The sequence below is a fragment of the Sphingosinicella rhizophila genome (assembly GCF_032378825.1).
GTDB lineage: Bacteria > Pseudomonadota > Alphaproteobacteria > Sphingomonadales > Sphingomonadaceae > Allosphingosinicella > Allosphingosinicella rhizophila.
In genome coordinates this window covers 1-14,867 of record NZ_JAVUPU010000001.1, presented here as the reverse complement: position 1 = coordinate 14,867, position 14,867 = coordinate 1, and the positions used below count along the sequence as shown (strand labels likewise).

General features: G+C 64.1%; 18 protein-coding genes. 13 read left to right on the top strand and 5 right to left on the bottom strand.

Translation table 11 applies throughout. From position 1 onward, the window contains the following. Positions 1–161 precede the first annotated feature (161 nt). Genes RQX22_RS00090 through hisIE form a run of 8 tightly spaced genes read left to right on the top strand, consistent with a single transcriptional unit; the run spans position 162 to position 6,996 of the window. A complete protein-coding gene (locus tag RQX22_RS00090) occupies positions 162–479 on the top strand; it encodes a YerC/YecD family TrpR-related protein (protein ID WP_315722497.1) in 318 nt (105 codons plus the stop codon). Beyond that, complete coding sequence (gene hisG, locus RQX22_RS00085; protein ID WP_315722494.1) at positions 476–1,366, top strand: ATP phosphoribosyltransferase; 891 nt, start codon at positions 476–478, stop codon at positions 1,364–1,366. The genes RQX22_RS00090 and hisG overlap by 4 nt, the downstream gene beginning before the upstream one ends. Beyond that, positions 1,363–2,661 (top strand): histidinol dehydrogenase, encoded by a 1,299-nt coding sequence (gene hisD, locus RQX22_RS00080; protein ID WP_315722492.1) that lies wholly within the window; start codon positions 1,363–1,365, stop codon positions 2,659–2,661. The genes hisG and hisD overlap by 4 nt, the downstream gene beginning before the upstream one ends. Then, complete coding sequence (gene hisC, locus RQX22_RS00075; RefSeq protein ID WP_315722490.1) at positions 2,658–4,316, top strand: histidinol-phosphate transaminase; 1,659 nt, start codon at positions 2,658–2,660, stop codon at positions 4,314–4,316. The genes hisD and hisC overlap by 4 nt, the downstream gene beginning before the upstream one ends. Continuing rightward, positions 4,313–4,909, top strand: coding sequence for an imidazole glycerol phosphate synthase subunit HisH (gene hisH / locus RQX22_RS00070; RefSeq protein ID WP_315722488.1), 597 nt, complete (start codon positions 4,313–4,315; stop codon positions 4,907–4,909). Before hisC ends, hisH begins: the two co-directional genes overlap by 4 nt. Further along, positions 4,906–5,634, top strand: a complete 729-nt coding sequence (gene hisA, locus RQX22_RS00065; protein WP_315722486.1) for a 1-(5-phosphoribosyl)-5-[(5-phosphoribosylamino)methylideneamino]imidazole-4-carboxamide isomerase — start codon at positions 4,906–4,908, stop codon at positions 5,632–5,634. Before hisH ends, hisA begins: the two co-directional genes overlap by 4 nt. Beyond that, positions 5,621–6,385, top strand: a complete 765-nt coding sequence (gene hisF / locus RQX22_RS00060) for an imidazole glycerol phosphate synthase subunit HisF (RefSeq protein ID WP_315722484.1) — start codon at positions 5,621–5,623, stop codon at positions 6,383–6,385. Before hisA ends, hisF begins: the two co-directional genes overlap by 14 nt. Continuing rightward, positions 6,361–6,996, top strand: a complete 636-nt coding sequence (gene hisIE / locus RQX22_RS00055) for a bifunctional phosphoribosyl-AMP cyclohydrolase/phosphoribosyl-ATP diphosphatase HisIE (RefSeq protein WP_315722483.1) — start codon at positions 6,361–6,363, stop codon at positions 6,994–6,996. Before hisF ends, hisIE begins: the two co-directional genes overlap by 25 nt. 135 nt (positions 6,997–7,131) lie before the next feature. Here hisIE and RQX22_RS00050 read toward each other — a convergent pair whose 3' ends face one another. After that, complete coding sequence (locus RQX22_RS00050; protein WP_315722481.1) at positions 7,132–7,914, bottom strand: inositol monophosphatase family protein; 783 nt, start codon at positions 7,912–7,914, stop codon at positions 7,132–7,134. A gap of 204 nt (positions 7,915–8,118) precedes the next feature. On the opposite strand from RQX22_RS00050, the gene argH reads away from it, so the two are divergent. The 3 genes from argH to RQX22_RS00035 are packed head-to-tail and all read left to right on the top strand — an operon-like array spanning position 8,119 to position 10,285. Then, positions 8,119–9,489 (top strand): argininosuccinate lyase, encoded by a 1,371-nt coding sequence (gene argH / locus RQX22_RS00045; protein WP_315723491.1) that lies wholly within the window; start codon positions 8,119–8,121, stop codon positions 9,487–9,489. 15 nt (positions 9,490–9,504) lie between these two features. Beyond that, positions 9,505–10,128 (top strand): glutathione S-transferase family protein, encoded by a 624-nt coding sequence (locus RQX22_RS00040; protein ID WP_315722479.1) that lies wholly within the window; start codon positions 9,505–9,507, stop codon positions 10,126–10,128. A 4-nt stretch (positions 10,129–10,132) separates the two neighbouring features. Further along, positions 10,133–10,285 (top strand): hypothetical protein, encoded by a 153-nt coding sequence (locus tag RQX22_RS00035; protein WP_315722477.1) that lies wholly within the window; start codon positions 10,133–10,135, stop codon positions 10,283–10,285. Between the two features lie 5 nt (positions 10,286–10,290). Here RQX22_RS00035 and RQX22_RS00030 read toward each other — a convergent pair whose 3' ends face one another. Beyond that, complete coding sequence (locus tag RQX22_RS00030; protein ID WP_315722475.1) at positions 10,291–10,698, bottom strand: DUF1428 domain-containing protein; 408 nt, start codon at positions 10,696–10,698, stop codon at positions 10,291–10,293. A 125-nt stretch (positions 10,699–10,823) separates the two neighbouring features. Next, positions 10,824–11,372: an SMI1/KNR4 family protein gene (locus RQX22_RS00025; RefSeq protein WP_315722473.1), complete on the bottom strand. Its 549-nt coding sequence runs from the start codon at positions 11,370–11,372 to the stop codon at positions 10,824–10,826. 65 nt (positions 11,373–11,437) lie between these two features. Here RQX22_RS00025 and RQX22_RS00020 point away from each other — a divergent pair, with 65 nt between their 5' ends. Together RQX22_RS00020 and RQX22_RS00015 are read left to right on the top strand one after the other, a co-directional pair. Beyond that, positions 11,438–11,773 (top strand): hypothetical protein, encoded by a 336-nt coding sequence (locus tag RQX22_RS00020; protein WP_315722471.1) that lies wholly within the window; start codon positions 11,438–11,440, stop codon positions 11,771–11,773. Positions 11,774–11,976: 203 nt separating this feature from the next. Beyond that, entirely contained in the window at positions 11,977–13,743 is a 1,767-nt protein-coding gene (locus RQX22_RS00015) for a hypothetical protein (protein ID WP_315722469.1), read from the top strand. 417 nt (positions 13,744–14,160) lie between these two features. Here the strand turns inward: RQX22_RS00015 and RQX22_RS00010 are convergent, their stop codons facing one another. Together RQX22_RS00010 and RQX22_RS00005 are read right to left on the bottom strand one after the other, a co-directional pair. Continuing rightward, a complete protein-coding gene (locus RQX22_RS00010; RefSeq protein ID WP_315722467.1) occupies positions 14,161–14,334 on the bottom strand; it encodes a hypothetical protein in 174 nt (57 codons plus the stop codon). Positions 14,335–14,462: 128 nt separating this feature from the next. After that, a partial coding sequence (locus tag RQX22_RS00005) for a transposase (protein ID WP_315722465.1) occupies positions 14,463–14,867 on the bottom strand: 405 nt, incomplete at its 5' end.

The window sequence follows — 14,867 nt, the reverse complement described above, 5'->3', positions numbered from 1 at the left end:
CCCGAGCCGACACCTCAACGCCCATTCCGGCCTGAACCGGGAGACGCCGGATCCCCTTTCGTTCAGGGGCGAAAAGCCCTTGCCACTAATTCAACCATATGGGTTGCCAAACCCGCCGGGCGCTGCTAGTTGTTCCATCGTAGTAATACATGGTAACGACGATGACGGATGAAAAACCGGGCAGCACCTGGCCTGCGCTGCGCAACGACCTGCTCGACGCTTTCCTCGTCCTCGAGACGCGGGAGGAGCTGGAGGCATTCCTGGCCGATCTGTGCACGCCGGGCGAGATTCGTGCCTTCGTCGAGCGCCTGCATGTGGCGTCCCTGCTGGAGCAGGACAAGCTTTCCTATCGCGAAATCGCCGAACTTGCCGGCGCTTCCACCACCACCGTCGTCCGCATCGCCCGTTTCCTGCGGGAAATGCCCTATCAGGGTTACCGCCTGGTGCTCGACCGATTGAAGAAGAAGAAAGAATCATGATTGGAACGTCCGACCGCCTGCACCTGGCGATCCAGAAATCCGGCCGCCTTTCCGACAGCAGCCGCGCGCTGCTGCGCGAATCCGGACTGCGCATACAGCATGGCAAGAACGACCTCACCGCACGGGTCGACAATTTCCCGATCGACCTGATGCTGGTGCGGGACGACGATATCCCGACCTTCGTCCGCGACGGCGTCTGCGAATTCGGCATCGTCGGCCGCAACGTGCTGGAGGAATTCGCCTTGGGCGAGGCGGAGCCCGCTTATGAGGTGATCGCGGAGCTGGGCTTCGGAACCTGCGCCCTTCGGGTCGCGGCGCCGGAGGGCAAGGCCTATGACAGCCCCGCTTCGCTGGCCGGGGAGCGGATCGCCACTTCCTATCCGCGCCTGCTGAAGCGCTTTCTGGAGGAGAATGGAGTCGAGGCGACGGTGATCGAGATGTCGGGGGCGGTCGAACTGGCGCCGCGGCTGCACATCGCCAGCTATATCTGCGACCTCGTCTCGACCGGCGCCACGCTGGAGGCGAACGGCCTTCATGTCGTCGACACGGTGCTGGAGAGCGAGGCTTTGCTGGTGCGCACCCTGAAACCGCTGACGCCGGAAAAGGAGGAAGCGGCCGAAATGCTGCTGATGCGCATCCGCGGCGTGCTTGCGACCCAGGACAGCAAATATATCATGATGAACGCCCCGGAGGAGGCGCTGGCGACGATCGGCGAGATCCTGCCCGGCGTCGAAGCGCCGACGGTGATCCCGCTGGCTGGACGCCCGGGCCATTTCGCGGTCCATGCCGTGTGCCAGGAATCCGTCTTCTGGGAGACATTGCAGAAATTGAAGGCCGCGGGCGCATCGGCGATCCTGGTCCTTCCAATCGAAAAGATGATGATGTGAAACGGCTGATCTGGACCAAGGCGAGCGACGCGGAGCGCGCGGCCGCGGTGGCGCGCCCCGAGCAGCGCAGCGAAAAGGCGGTGCAGGACGCCGTCCGGGCCATCGTCGACGACGTGCGGACGCGCGGCTGGGACGGCGTGGCCGAACAGGCGCTGCGGCTCGACGGCGAGACACCCGGACTGGTCGACGTGGCCGGTCCCGCCGCCGAAGCGCGAAGGATCCTGACCCGCGAACAGGTCGACGCGATCGAAACCGCGTGCCGAAACATCAAGACGTTCCATGAGGGCAGCCTCCCCGCCGAACATGCGGTGGAGACGATGCCCGGCCTCCGGGTACGCAAGATCTGGCGGCCGCTCGACCGGGTCGGTCTCTATATTCCCGGCGGCAAGACGCCGCTTTTCTCGACCCTGCTGATGCTGGCGATCCCGGCGCAGGCGGCAGGCGTCGGCGAAATCGTGGTGACGACGCCGCCGCGGCCGGAGGGCGGGCTCGATCCGGTCATCGCGCTGGCCGCCGAGATGTGCGGGATCGAGGCGGTCTGGACCGTCGGGGGGGCGCAGGCGATCGCCGCCCTGGGCTTCGGCGCGGGCGGGATTCCGCGGGTCGACAAGATTTGCGGGCCCGGCAATGCCTATGTCGCCGAAGCGAAGAACCAGGTGGCGGCGCTTGCCGGCGGCGCGGCGATCGACATGCCCGCCGGCCCGAGCGAATTGATGGTGATCGCCGACGACAGCGCCGATGCGGCCATGGTCGCCGCCGATCTGCTGAGCCAGGCCGAACATGATCCGTCCGCCCAGGTGCTGTTCGTCACCACCTCGCCGGCTTTGGCCGACGCAGTGGAGACGCTGGTCCCGCAACTGGCGAGCGGCCTTCCCCGCCGCGCGATTGCGGAACAGTCGCTCGCTTTCGCGCGGACGATCATCGCCGACGACCTGGAGCAGGCGGTGGACATCGCCAATCGCTATGCCCCCGAACATCTGTCGCTGGCAGTGGCCGAGCCCGAGCCGCTGGTCGCGCGCGTCCGCAATGCCGGCGCCGTCTTTGCCGGCCACGAGGCGGCGGAGACGTTCGGCGATTATCTCGCTGGTTCGAGCCATGTCCTGCCGACGGACGGCGCCGCGCGTGCATGGAGCGGCATTTCGGTCTATTCCTTCCTGAAATCGATCAGCGTGCAGCAGGTGACGCAGGAGGCCTCGCAGCGTATCGCCGCGCCCGCCGCTGCCCTTGCCCGCCTGGAGGGGCTGGAGGCGCATGCGCTGGCCGCGGATGCACGTATGCGGAAGGTGCCGGCATGACCAATCTCGCAACGCGGCTCGCCCGCCCGGAAGTGCTGGCGCTTCCTCCCGTCGACATCGTCCCGGTCGAAGAGGTGTTCGGCGCGGACACGATCAAGCTCGACGCCAACGAAAATCCGTTCGCGCCCCTGCTGGAAGGATCGCTTTCCGCCGGCATCAACCGCTATCCCGAACCGCAGCCGGCGCGCCTGAAGCGGATGATGGCGGCCCTTTACGGCGTATCGCCCGAACAATTGATCATCACCCGGGGCGGCGACGACGGCATCGACCTCCTGGTCCGCACCTTCTGTCGTCCCGGGATCGATGCGATTTCGGTCTGCAGCCCGACCTTCTCGGTCTACGAACATGCGGCCCGGCTGCAGGGGGCGCGCGTGCTGGATGTGCCGCTCAGTGCGGATTTCGACCTGGACGTGGACGCATTTCTGGCCGCCGTGCGGGAAGAAGCGTCGCTTAAGCTCGCCTTTCTGTGCTCGCCGAACAATCCGACGGGCAATCCGCTTCCGCGCGAAGACGTGCTTCGGATCGCGGACGCGCTCACGGACACGATCGTCCTGCTCGACGAAGCCTATCTGGAGTTTTCGGAGCTGGAGAGCCTTGCCGCCGAAGCGGTCAAGCGCGACAATCTCGTCATCCTGCGCACCCTGTCCAAGGCCTATGGTCTGGCCGGGGCGCGGATCGGCGCGCTGGTCGGCAATCGCGAGCTGATCGCGCTCGTCACCCGCGTGCTGCCAGCTTATCCGCTGCCGACGCTATCGATCGCGGCGGCGGAGACCAGCCTGGCGCCGGCCCGGCGGCCGCTGCACGAGGAAAGGATCCGCAAGCTCAAGGCGGACCGTGACAGGATGGCCGGCCTACTCGAAGCCTCGCCGATCGTCCGCAAGGTCCGGAACGGCGGCGGCAATTTCCTGTTCCTCGAAGTGGACGAACCGGATGCCCTGGCCAGGAAATTGCAGGCGCTCGGTATCCGCGTCCGCTTCCGCGCCAATGCGGCGCCCGGCGGCTTGCGGCTCACGATCGGCACCGATCGCGAGAACAAGGCGGCCCTGTCGGCCTTCGGCGTCGCGATCCCGGATGAAGGCCGAAGGCGTGCCGAGCTCGTCCGCGATACGAAGGAAACCAGGATCGCGGTCGCGGTCGACCTCGACAGCGAAGGGCAAAGGCGGATCGAGACCGGGATCCCCTTCTACGACCATATGCTAGACCAGGTCGCGGCCCATGGCGGCTTTTCGCTGACCCTGATGTGCGAAGGCGATCTGGAGATCGATGCGCATCACAGCATCGAGGATTGCGCGATCGCCTTCGGCGGAGCGCTTTCCAAGGCGCTCGGCGACCGGCGCGGCATTGGCCGCTTCGGCTTCTCGCTGCCGATGGACGAGGCCGAGGCGCATGTGCTGATCGACCTTTCCGGGCGTCCGCACAGCGTCTTCGAGGGCGATTTCAAAGCCAGCCATATCGGGGCCTATCCGACCGAGATGACGGAGCATGTGTTCACGTCGATCGCCACCAGCCTCGGTGCGGCGATCCATGTCCGCGTCGCCGGCGACAATGATCATCACAAGACCGAAGCCTGTTTCAAGGCATTCGGCCGCGCGCTTCGCCAGGGCGTCGTCCGCGACGCCAGCGGCGTGCTGCCGAGCACGAAGGGCGTGCTGTGAGGCTGGCGCTCGTCGATTATGGCGCCGGCAATATCGGATCGGTGGCCATCGCCTTCGAGCGGCTCGGCCTGGAGCCGCTACTCACTGCGGACGTATCAGAGATTGCGGCGGCTGATCGGGTGATCATCCCGGGCGTCGGCGCGGCCGGCGAAGCCATGGCCGAGATGCGCAAGCGCGAGCTGGTCCAACCCCTGCGGGCGCTGAAACAGCCGGTGCTCGGCATCTGCCTCGGCATGCAATTGCTGTTCGAGCGTTCCGAGGAGAACCGGACCGAGTGCCTGGGCATCATCCCGGGCGCCGTGCGCAGGCTGACGCCGGCGCCGGACAGGCCGGTGCCGCACATGGGCTGGAGCAGCCTTTCGGTCCGCGATCCGGCGATCGGCCTGGTCCAGGGCGACTATGTCTATTTCGCGCACGGCTTCGCCTGCGACGACGGACCGTATAGCGTGGCGACCGCCGATTACGGCCGTCCCATCCCGGCGGTCGTGCGCAGGGACAATTATATCGGCGCCCAATTCCACCCGGAGAAATCCGGCGTGGCCGGCGCACGTTTCCTGGAGGCATTTCTTGTGGGAGGTTCCAACCCTTTATGATCGTCCTTCCCGCCATGGATCTGATCGGGGGGCGTTGCGTACGCCTTGCCCAGGGACGGTTCGACGACGCCACCATCTATAGTGGCGAGCCGATCGAAGCGGTCCTCTCCTTCCAGGAGAAAGGCGCCGAATGGGTTCATATCGTCGACCTGGACGGCGCCCGCGAAGGGCGACCCGTCCAGCACGAGCTGATCGCCCGGATCGCCGGCGCCGCCGACGTGAACCTGCAGGTGGCGGGCGGCATCAGGGAGGAAGCGCAATTGACGCGGCTGTTCGAGGCCGGCGTGGCGCGTGTCGTTATCGGAAGTCTTGCGGTCAAGCAGCCCGAGCTCGTCCGCAGCTTCCTCGATCGGTTCGGGCCGGACCGCATCACCCTGGCGCTGGACGTCAATATCGTCGACGGCGAACCGATGGTGGCGGTGTCCGGCTGGACGGAAACGTCGCGGCAAAGCCTGTGGGACGTCGCCGCTTTCTATCCCGACGCGCGGCATCTGCTCGCCACCGATATCGGCCGCGACGGCATGATGAGCGGCCCCAATATCACGCTGCTGGCCGAAACGGTGCGGCGCCTGCCGCATCTGGCGGTGCAGGTTTCCGGTGGCGTTTCCTCGCTCGACGATCTCGACAGGTCCGCGAAGGCCGGCGCCGCCGGCGCGATCGTCGGCAAGGCCTTGTGGGAAGGCAAGATCGATCTCGGGGAGGCGCTGGCCCGTGCCCGCGCGTAGGATCATCCCCTGCCTGGACGTCAAGGACGGCCGGGTCGTCAAGGGCATCCAGTTCCGCGACCATCGCGATGTGGGCGACATCGTCGAACATGCGCTGCGCTACCGCGAGGAAGGGGCCGACGAACTGGTCTTCTACGATATCAGCGCCAGCGCCGAGGGACGCAGCCTGGACCCCTTATGGGTACGCCGGGTCGCCGAGGTGATCGACATTCCCTTTTCCGTGGCCGGCGGCGTGCGGACGCGCGAGCAGGCCGCGGCGTGCCTGGACAATGGCGCCGACAAGGTGTCGATCAACTCCCCTGCCCTCGAACGGCCCGAACTGATCGAGGAGCTGGCGAAGAGCTTCGGCAGCCAGTGCATCGTCCTGGGCGTCGACAGTTTCGAGCAGGACGGCGACTATTATGTCCACCAATATACGGGCAGCCTGGAAAAGACGCGCGACACCGGCCGCCGCACGCTCGACTGGACGAAGGAAGCGGTCGATCGCGGGGCCGGCGAGATCGTGCTCAACTGCATGCGCCGCGACGGCGTGCGCACGGGTTATGACATTCCCCATGTCGCGGCCCTCGTCGGAGCGACTTCGGTCCCGGTCATCGCCTCGGGCGGCGCCGGCGCGCCAGAGCATTTCCGCGATGCCTTCGAAGTCGGCGCCAGCGGCGCGCTCGCCGCGACCGTCTTCCACGATCGCCTGATCGCCATTCCGGAATTGAAGGAGTATCTCGTCACATGCGGGATCGAAATGCGCCGCTGAACGCGGCCGACCTGGACACGCTCGACTGGGCGAAGATGGATGGGCTGGTGCCCGCAATGGTGCAGGACGCCGCGTCCGGCCAATTGCTGATGCTCGGCTATATGAACCGGGAGGCCCTGGAGGCGACGCTCGCCTCCGGCTTCGCGACCTTCTTCAGCCGTTCCAAGGATCGGTTGTGGCAGAAAGGCGAGACCAGTGGCAACCGGCTCGCCGTCCAGCACGTCTATGCCGATTGCGACAATGACGCCTTGCTGGTCCAGGCCGAGCCCGAAGGCCCGACCTGCCATCTCGGCACGACCAGCTGCTTCTCCGACGATGCCGCGGCCGGCGCGGGATTCCTGGGACGGCTCGGGCGCATCGTGAAGGCGCGCGCAGCGGCCGACCCGAGCGAAAGCTACACCGCGCGATTGATTGAAAAAGGCGTCAACCGCATCGCCCAGAAGGTCGGCGAAGAAGGCGTGGAGACGGCATTGGCCGGTGTCGCCGGTTCGGAGAAAGAATTGGTGGGCGAGGTGGCGGACCTTGCCTATCATCTTACCGTGCTGATGGAGGCGCGCGGGCTGGGCTGGGGCGATGTGGTGGCGAAGCTGCAGGAGCGGCACAAGGGCTGAGCCCACGAGCATCCGTCATGCTGAACCGGATTCAGCATCCAATTCCGAGGCTCGGTGCGAATGGAGATCTGAACCTTGAATCGCGTTCAGGGTGACGCGGAGGTTCCGGTCGTAGGCTATTATTATTTCGAAATATTATCGCTTCAGCAGGTCCAGTGCTTCGTCGAATAATTGCTGCGTCGCGGCCGCAATGACCCGGCCGCCTTCATAGGCTTCGCCGCCCTGCCAGTCCCCGAACACGCCCCCTGCCCCGCGGATGACCGGGATCAGGGCGTTATAATCATAGGTCTTGAGGCCCGATTCCACGACCAGGTCGAGCGCGCCGGCCGCGAGCCGGGCATAAGCATAGCCGTCATGGCCGAAGCGGGTGACGCGGGCCTTGCCGCGGATCCGTTCGACCTTGTCGGCATCTTCGCCGTGAAACATGAAGGGATCGGTGGCGGCGAAGCGGGCTTCGGCCACGGTACGGCAGCCGCTCACCGACAATAGAGTCTCCCGGCCACCGGAATGAAGAAAGCTCGTGTCGCCGCAGCCGATATAGAATTCATCCAGCCGGGGGACGTCGATCGCGCCGAGGCTCGGTCTCCCCTCGTCCAGCAAGCCGATCAGGGTCACCCAGGTCGGCAGTCCGCAAATATAGGAGCGGGTGCCGTCGATCGGGTCGAGGCTCCAGAGGAGGCCGTTCTGCGACGGCCTGTCGGGCAATTCCTCCCCGGAGACGCCATGGTCCGGATATCGCGCTTCGATAAGGCGGCGCATCGCCTGTTCGGCGGCGACGTCCGCATCGGTGACGGGATCGTAAGCCGCGCCGCCTTTGTTGCGGGCGGCCATGTCACCGGACGATCCCGGCAGCGTTTCGAGGCGGGCGGCTTCGGCAAGCTCGCGGGCGAAGGTCAGAAACTGGCTGGATCGGCTCATGCCGGCCTTGAGGATGAAAAAGCGGCCCCGGTCAAGCGCCGACACAGCGGCAATCCCCGAGAGACTGGTCGTTCGACGTTGAAGCGCTTCGCGCCGCCGGCGATGACGTGAATCATGGTCTAGCCCGCGCCGCCATGCGACATTAGGGGACTTCAAAGACGCTGCAGGGGTGAAAGAGACATGTCGGCCGACAAGACCAACAGCATGTGGGGCGGGCGCTTCGCCGAAGGCGCCTCTGCCATCATGACCGAGATGAATGCCTCCATCCCCTTCGACAAGAGATTGTGGCGCGAGGATATCACCGCTTCGAAGGCGCATGTCGCTATGCTCGGCAAGCAGGGCATCGTCGAGCAGGCGGATGCCGACGCCATCGCCCGCGGGCTCGACCAGATCATGGCGGAATATGAGGCCGGGGGCGTGCAGGAGGATCTCGCGCTGGAAGACATCCACATGCATGTCGAGCATCGGCTGACCGAGATTATCGGGCCGGTCGCGGGGCGGCTGCATACGGCGCGTTCGCGCAACGACCAGGTGGCGACCGATTTCCGCCTGTGGGTGCGCAACGCCTGCGACGAGATCGACCGCGCGCTGGCGGATTTCCAGGCCATATTGGTGGCCAAGGGCGAACGCCATGCCAAAGACGTGATGCCGGGTTTCACCCACCTGCAGAGCGCACAGCCGGTCACGCTCGGCCATCATTTCATGGCTTATTACGAGATGATCCGCCGCGACCGGTCGCGCTTCGCGGACGCGCGCAAGCGGATGAACGAATCGCCGCTCGGCGCCGCCGCGCTGGCCGGGACGAGCTTCCCGACCGATCGGCATGCGACGGCGAAGGCGCTGGGCTTCGACCGGCCCGCCGCCAATTCGCTGGACGCGGTGTCGGACCGGGATTTCGCACTCGATTTCCTGATGGCGGCCGCGCAATGTTCGCTCCACCTTTCGCGCCTGGCCGAAGAGGTGGTCCTGTGGGCGAGCCAGCCTTTCGCCTTCATCAAGCTTCCCGACCAATATTCGACCGGATCGTCGATCATGCCGCAGAAGCGCAATCCGGATGCGGCCGAGCTGGTGCGCGGCCATAGCGGCCGGATCATGGGCACGATGACGGCGCTGATGGTGGTGATGAAGGGCCTGCCGCTCGCTTATTCGAAGGATCTCCAGAACGACAAGATCCCGGTGTTCGAGGCCTATGACCTGCTGGCCATCTCGATCCTCGCTTTGGGCGGAACGATCGAACATGCCGGCTTCAATACGGACCGGATGCGGGCGGCCTCGGAAGCCGGCTTCTCGACCGCGACGGATTTCGCCGACTGGCTGGTGCGGGTCGGCAAGATCCCGTTCCGCGAGGCCCATCACATCACCGGCCGCGCCGTGAAACTGGCCGAGGACGAAGGCGTGGCGCTGAGCGAATTGCCGCTGGAAGTCCTGCAGCAGATCGACAACCGGATCGACGCAAGCGTGTTCGACGTGCTGACGGTCGATTCCTCGGTGGCAAGCCGGACCTCCTATGGCGGAACAGCGCCCGTCAACGTGCTCGCGCAGGTTGCCGAGGCGAAGAAGGCGCTTGGGCTCTAGGATCCCCAAGGGCCGATGATCCAGCTCTATCATTGCGCGCGGGCGCGGTCGTTCCGGCCCTTGTGGATGCTGGAGGAAATGGGGCTTCCCTACCAGTTGCACCTGCTCCCCTTCCCGCCGCGCGCGCTGCGGAAGGATTATCTCGGCATCAATCCGCTCGGCACCGTGCCCTATATGGTCGACGGGGCGGTGCGGATGAGCGAATCCACGGGCATCTGCCATTATCTGGCCGAGACTCATGGACCGACGGACTTACGGATCGCGCCGGGCGAGCCAGATTATGCTTCCTATGTGAACTGGTTGTTCTTCAGCGATGCGACGCTCACCTTCCCGCAGGCGATCGTGCTTCGCTACGGGCAGTTCGAGGCGCCGGAGCGCAAGAGCGCGCAGGTGACGGAGGACTACGCACAATTTTTCCGTGGACGGATGCGGACGGTGACTGCCGCCCTTGCGGAACGCGACTTTCTGTGCGGCGGACGGTTCACGACGGCGGATGTGGCCATCGGCTATGCCCTGCATCTGGCGGAGGTGTGGAGCGGCCTGAGCGGCGATTTCGCGCCGGAAGTGGCGGCTTATCTGGAGCGGCTGCGGGCGCGGCCTGCTTTCCAGCGAGCGATTGCGGCTGAGACGAAGTCCTAGCTTGGTGACCAGACATGATGGCCTGTCGGCATTCGACCGTTTGACGCCATTCAGCTTGTTGCTGCCATTGCCCCAAGGCTGCCGTCATCTGAGGGCTGGAACGACATCGGAAATCGAGGTCTATCGCCTCTTGACCAACGATCCCTACGAACGGTGAAACGATCAGCGCACGTCAAGTTCGACCTCAAAGCCCCCGGCGATCAGCCTCCGTCCGTCGAATACCGGTTCTTCGTCCATCGTGGCTTGTATACGCGGATCGACCGCAACTGCCTTTACGCCAAGGTCTCGCACTTCGCGACTTGGCCATTCGGTGAAAGAGACGACGACGGTTTCGCCTTCACGTGCACCGGCGAGCTTTCTCATTTTTGGCAGGTCGCCAGCCGCGTAATTGGCCAACGCATCTGCCGCGTGGAAATCCTCATCGTCGCTTGCATCCTCCTTTTGCCAGCAGTCGACAACACGGACAGCACCATATTCGCGGTAAATCGCGGCGATCCGGGCGGAGAATTCCAGATAGGCCGCCTTTTTATCTGTACGCACGGGCACGATGGTTATGTCGTTGAAAGCCATGATTTCAACTCCAGCTTAGACTCCACACGAGGATGGTCTGGTGAAGCCGCCCCGACAAGGCAGCAACAGCTTCCGCCCTCGCTTCACCATTAGCTACCCGACCGCTTCCCACCCTTTTCGGACATTCAGCTACGTCCAAGCCAACTCCAAAACCCCCTCCTCGGCTTCGGTTTCGCTTGAACCTGCCTGATCGACATCCAGTCGGTGGTGTAACGCTCGACGAACTCTCCGAAGCTGTCCGCGACATAGCCGTCCGGTAAACCCCCGATAACGGCCACTCTGCCCCTAGTTTCGTCGTCGGCGCACGAAATGGCCCAAGCCCAAGACCATATGCTGTAATCAAGGAAGATCAGGTGTTTCGGAGCGTTACGCATTATAGCTTCACTCACCGGATGGTCATACTCGTCCGGGATGTTCTTTATGCGCCCCACCGGCCACCAGTTTCCGTCCTCGGCGTCCCAGTTCTCCTCCTTCGGAGCGCCGAGTTTCAAATACTCGCGAAAGTCGTGGGGAAGCGAGACACGGTAGCGATTCTCGAGGACCCCAATTTCCGCTTCTGGCGTTTCCCGCGTGTCTATCCCGGCTCCCGTTTCGGACCACCACGTTCTCAAGGTTAGATGCGGGACCACGCTCTTTGGATCGGTGATTTTCCAGATGGGGTCAATGTCCGCCACCCCTTGCGGACATTGGAAAGGGGTGCCAATTTGGGGAATACTCAGACTGAGTTAGGGTCGGGTGATTGAGGCTAATTCTCAAAATAACTGCACTGGTAGACAAGGATGTCGCGGCAAACTCCAAGCCGCTTTCACTGATCGGTGTGATCATTCCCTTCGTGCCGTTCATGATCTTTGTCGACGGTCCGCCGACAGACACATTCCCCGTGCTCGGCGAAGTGGCATTTGCGGTCAGCATAAGTTGGGGACTATTCGTCATGTGGCGAGTGCTGCGTCACATGCAGGCAGAATTCGAGGTTTATGAGAAGGCGCTTGGCTCAGGACGCGCATGGATGATCCTCGGAGGCACCCTTGTCGCCCTTCTCGTCCTATCTGCATTCTTCTTATCGCTGCCCGATTAGCGATGTCTGCGTCCCACCCGTTGCGGACGCGTGTGCCAATCCGGATCAATCGTCCAAGATGCCAGTTCGGCATTCGTTTTCGTTCACACTGTCCGCGTTGCCGAGAAGAAATCGCTGGGCCGAGGCCCGATGCCTCCTCCTCTCTTTAATCTCCGCTCAGTGCTGATAGCATCGCGCGACCGAGTCGGTTCGGGGGATTTGGAATGACGTACGCAAGGGCGTTGATCCGCCCGCCCATCCGCCTGCCCGCCTTATCCGACCGCTGGGCAACAGTGCTGCGCGCGATCTGGATATTGTTCTTTGGACTCTCCGTCCTCACGGTCGTCGTCAGCACGATCTACGCGGTGCGTGCCAGCTACTGGACGCAGCCGGTGATGCAGCAGTTCGGCCTGGACTTCCAGGTGACGACCGGCTCGAAGCTGATCGTCGGCACCTTGCCGGGTAGAGACCCTGCCCTGCCGATCTCCGCCGAGGTCATAGCGATCGATGGCAAGCCGGTGCCGCCGGATCTCCAGATCCTGGGCTTGGCGGAACGCCTAGACAGCGCCCCGGGCCCCACGGTCGATGTCACCGTTCGGCACCCTGGCGGGGGAACGCACCTGCTCAGCCTCAGCCGGACCAGGATCACATCCACGCCGGCCGAGGAACGAGAGCGCAACCTGCGAATACTCGCCCGGCTCGTCACGGGCGTCCTGGCCTGCGCCGCGTTGCTCGTCTGCAGCCTCCTGCTCGCCCTGCGCAGACCCGACGATCCTGTCGCCATGCTGCTCGCATTCGCCTTCGTCGGCATGGCCGCGACGATCGACCCACCCCTGCAGTTCTGGCTCTGGACCGACCGCGGGATCGTTTCCGATACGCTCGGAGCGGTCTTCTTCTACCTCTTGCTGATCGCCCTCGCCTCCTTTCCCGACGGCCTGTTCTTCCCTCGCTTTTCGCGCTGGCTCATCCCGCTCGGAATACCGCTTGCCATCTTCGTGTCCTTTCCCCACGCGGACGAGGATCTGCGGGGGATCGCGGCCGTGGTCGCCTTGCTGGCGGTGCTCGCCAGCCAGATCTTCCGCTTTCGCAGAGAAGCCACGGGAATTGTCCGGCAGCAGATCAAGTGGGCGGGGTTCGGATTCGCCGCGGGACTGCTGCTCCTCCTGGCGGCGGTGGTCCTGGCCGCGGCGCTCGGCGACGATCCGAACGCATATACGCCGCTCACGAGCCTGGCGGTGCTGCTCCTGTTCAGTTCCGGCATGGCGGCCATAGCCTTGGGATTGCTGGTTGCCCTTCTCCGTTTCCGCCTGTGGGAAGCGGACACCGTCATCACCCGCTCGGCAGCCTATGCCGTCGTGACGCTGATCGTCGGTGTGGTCTGGGCAGCAAGTTCCGACCTGGTGAAAATGGTCATCGAGGAGCTGATAGGCCGGGAGAGCGAGATCGGCGCGACGACCGTCGGAGCAATGATCGCTGCGGGCGTCTTCGCACCGACCCAATCGGCCGTCCTGGGCTGGACCCGCGCCCGCTTCGGAGGACCGCTGGATCAGATCCGGGACGCGTCGAAGCGGCTCAAGACCTGGGGGCTGACAGAGGCGCCGGAGGAGGTCGCGACACGCGCCTTGGCGATTATCGACCGGGCCGTTCATCCGGACGCATCGGCCATCCTGCTTCACATGCCGACGGGCCAGGAACTCATCGCCGCACGCGAAGCAAGCGCGGTCGACGATCCGCGGCTTGTCGAAAGGCTGGCCCTTGTGGATGATGAGATTCCGATCGGCACCTTGCTTATCGGCCGGCGATCCGACGGCAATCGCTACAATCGGCAGGAGCTGGAAGCGATCCGCAAGATCCTGCCCACCCTGGCCGAAGCGCTGCAGGTTTCCCGTGGCCGTTACTCGCGCGACATCATGATGCAGCAGCGCCTGGAAGAAATGGCGGCGCGGCTCGCCCAGCTCGAAGGGGGAGCGCCGAAGCCCGCCAGTTCCTGAGGCTCCCGATATGCGCCCTCGACACTAGCATCTTCAGCGCAAATCTCTTTCGATCGGGCCGTTATCAGGCTCATGATGGTCCGCTTCAGCGGCTGATAGACGCTACGTCGAGCTGAGCTCCGCAAATCGCTACTCAGACGTCGGAGAGTGGCCGACGCCGCTCTCGATCGTCTTCTGAGACCAGACCGGGAGCGGAATCTGGATGCGTCCACAGGGCGAAGAAGCGGCTCAAGCTCACCCTGCCCCCTAACTGTGCCATGCTGGACATCAGAAAGAGCGAATGTTCACTTTCCACCCATCGCGGACATGAGTTAGGCGATCGTAAGATCGTGCTGACAGTCTCGGCAGCAACGGTTCGGCCAAGGCGTCGCAAGTGGGAGCCAATTCGGCCCCTTCCGATAAACTGACGTTCCACATTCAGGGCATCGAAGTGAAAAAAATTGCGATCGCCCAAGCCGAAACCCACAGGGCGCCTGCCGCAGCCAAGAACCCCTCGTGTAGGTTTAGAAGCGCACTTCCCCAAAGCGGGATGGTGACGATAACTGCCAACGCAGAAAGTGAAAAACGCCGGGCCTGTTGATAGACGGTCATTCAAGCTGCCTCTACTGCGGTGAGCTAAAGTATGGCATGTCCGCTTCCGACCGATTGTGTTGAAAAAGTCTGCTTTTGTCATGAGCGGACATTGCCGCTGAGTGGAGAGCGCTTGAGTTTTCTCCCTCTCATGCGGGTGCCGGCTGCGGCATCGGGATCAGCTTGGCGAGCTTGCGAAGGTTCTGGGCGGTGGCGGCGAGGAGGAACTCGTCTTTTGCTCCGTTGGGGCCCCTGAGACGCAGGCGATCCAGCTTCAGGATGCGCTTGAGATGCGCGAACAGCATCTCGACCTTCTTCCGCTCGCGGCGTGACGTGAGATAAGCGTTGGTCAGCGACAGGTCGCGTGCGAGATCGCGCGCGCCTTCGTGGATCGAACGCAGGATTTTGCGAGCGGGCATGTTGGGCGTGCAGCGGGCCTTGAGGCCGCAGGCGTCGCAGTCGAGCTTGCTTGCGCGGTAGCGCATCAGGCCGTTTTCATCGACGAACGGGCGCGCTTCCCGATAGACCTTCTGCCGTTGCCTTAACCGCTTGCC

Bases quoted from the DNA above. Each gene is read 5' to 3' on its own strand.
- RQX22_RS00090 (WP_315722497.1), top strand. From the start codon at position 162: ATGACGGATGAAAAACCGGGCAGCACCTGGCCTGCGCTGCGCAACGAC.
- hisG (WP_315722494.1), top strand. From the start codon at position 476: ATGATTGGAACGTCCGACCGCCTGCACCTGGCGATCCAGAAATCCGGC.
- hisC (WP_315722490.1), top strand. From the start codon at position 2,658: ATGACCAATCTCGCAACGCGGCTCGCCCGCCCGGAAGTGCTGGCGCTT.
- hisA (WP_315722486.1), top strand. From the start codon at position 4,906: ATGATCGTCCTTCCCGCCATGGATCTGATCGGGGGGCGTTGCGTACGC.
- hisIE (WP_315722483.1), top strand. From the start codon at position 6,361: ATGCGGGATCGAAATGCGCCGCTGAACGCGGCCGACCTGGACACGCTC.
- RQX22_RS00050 (WP_315722481.1), bottom strand. From the start codon at position 7,914: ATGAGCCGATCCAGCCAGTTTCTGACCTTCGCCCGCGAGCTTGCCGAA.
- argH (WP_315723491.1), top strand. From the start codon at position 8,119: ATGTGGGGCGGGCGCTTCGCCGAAGGCGCCTCTGCCATCATGACCGAG.
- RQX22_RS00040 (WP_315722479.1), top strand. From the start codon at position 9,505: ATGATCCAGCTCTATCATTGCGCGCGGGCGCGGTCGTTCCGGCCCTTG.
- RQX22_RS00030 (WP_315722475.1), bottom strand. From the start codon at position 10,698: ATGGCTTTCAACGACATAACCATCGTGCCCGTGCGTACAGATAAAAAG.
- RQX22_RS00015 (WP_315722469.1), top strand. From the start codon at position 11,977: ATGACGTACGCAAGGGCGTTGATCCGCCCGCCCATCCGCCTGCCCGCC.
- RQX22_RS00010 (WP_315722467.1), bottom strand. From the start codon at position 14,334: ATGACCGTCTATCAACAGGCCCGGCGTTTTTCACTTTCTGCGTTGGCA.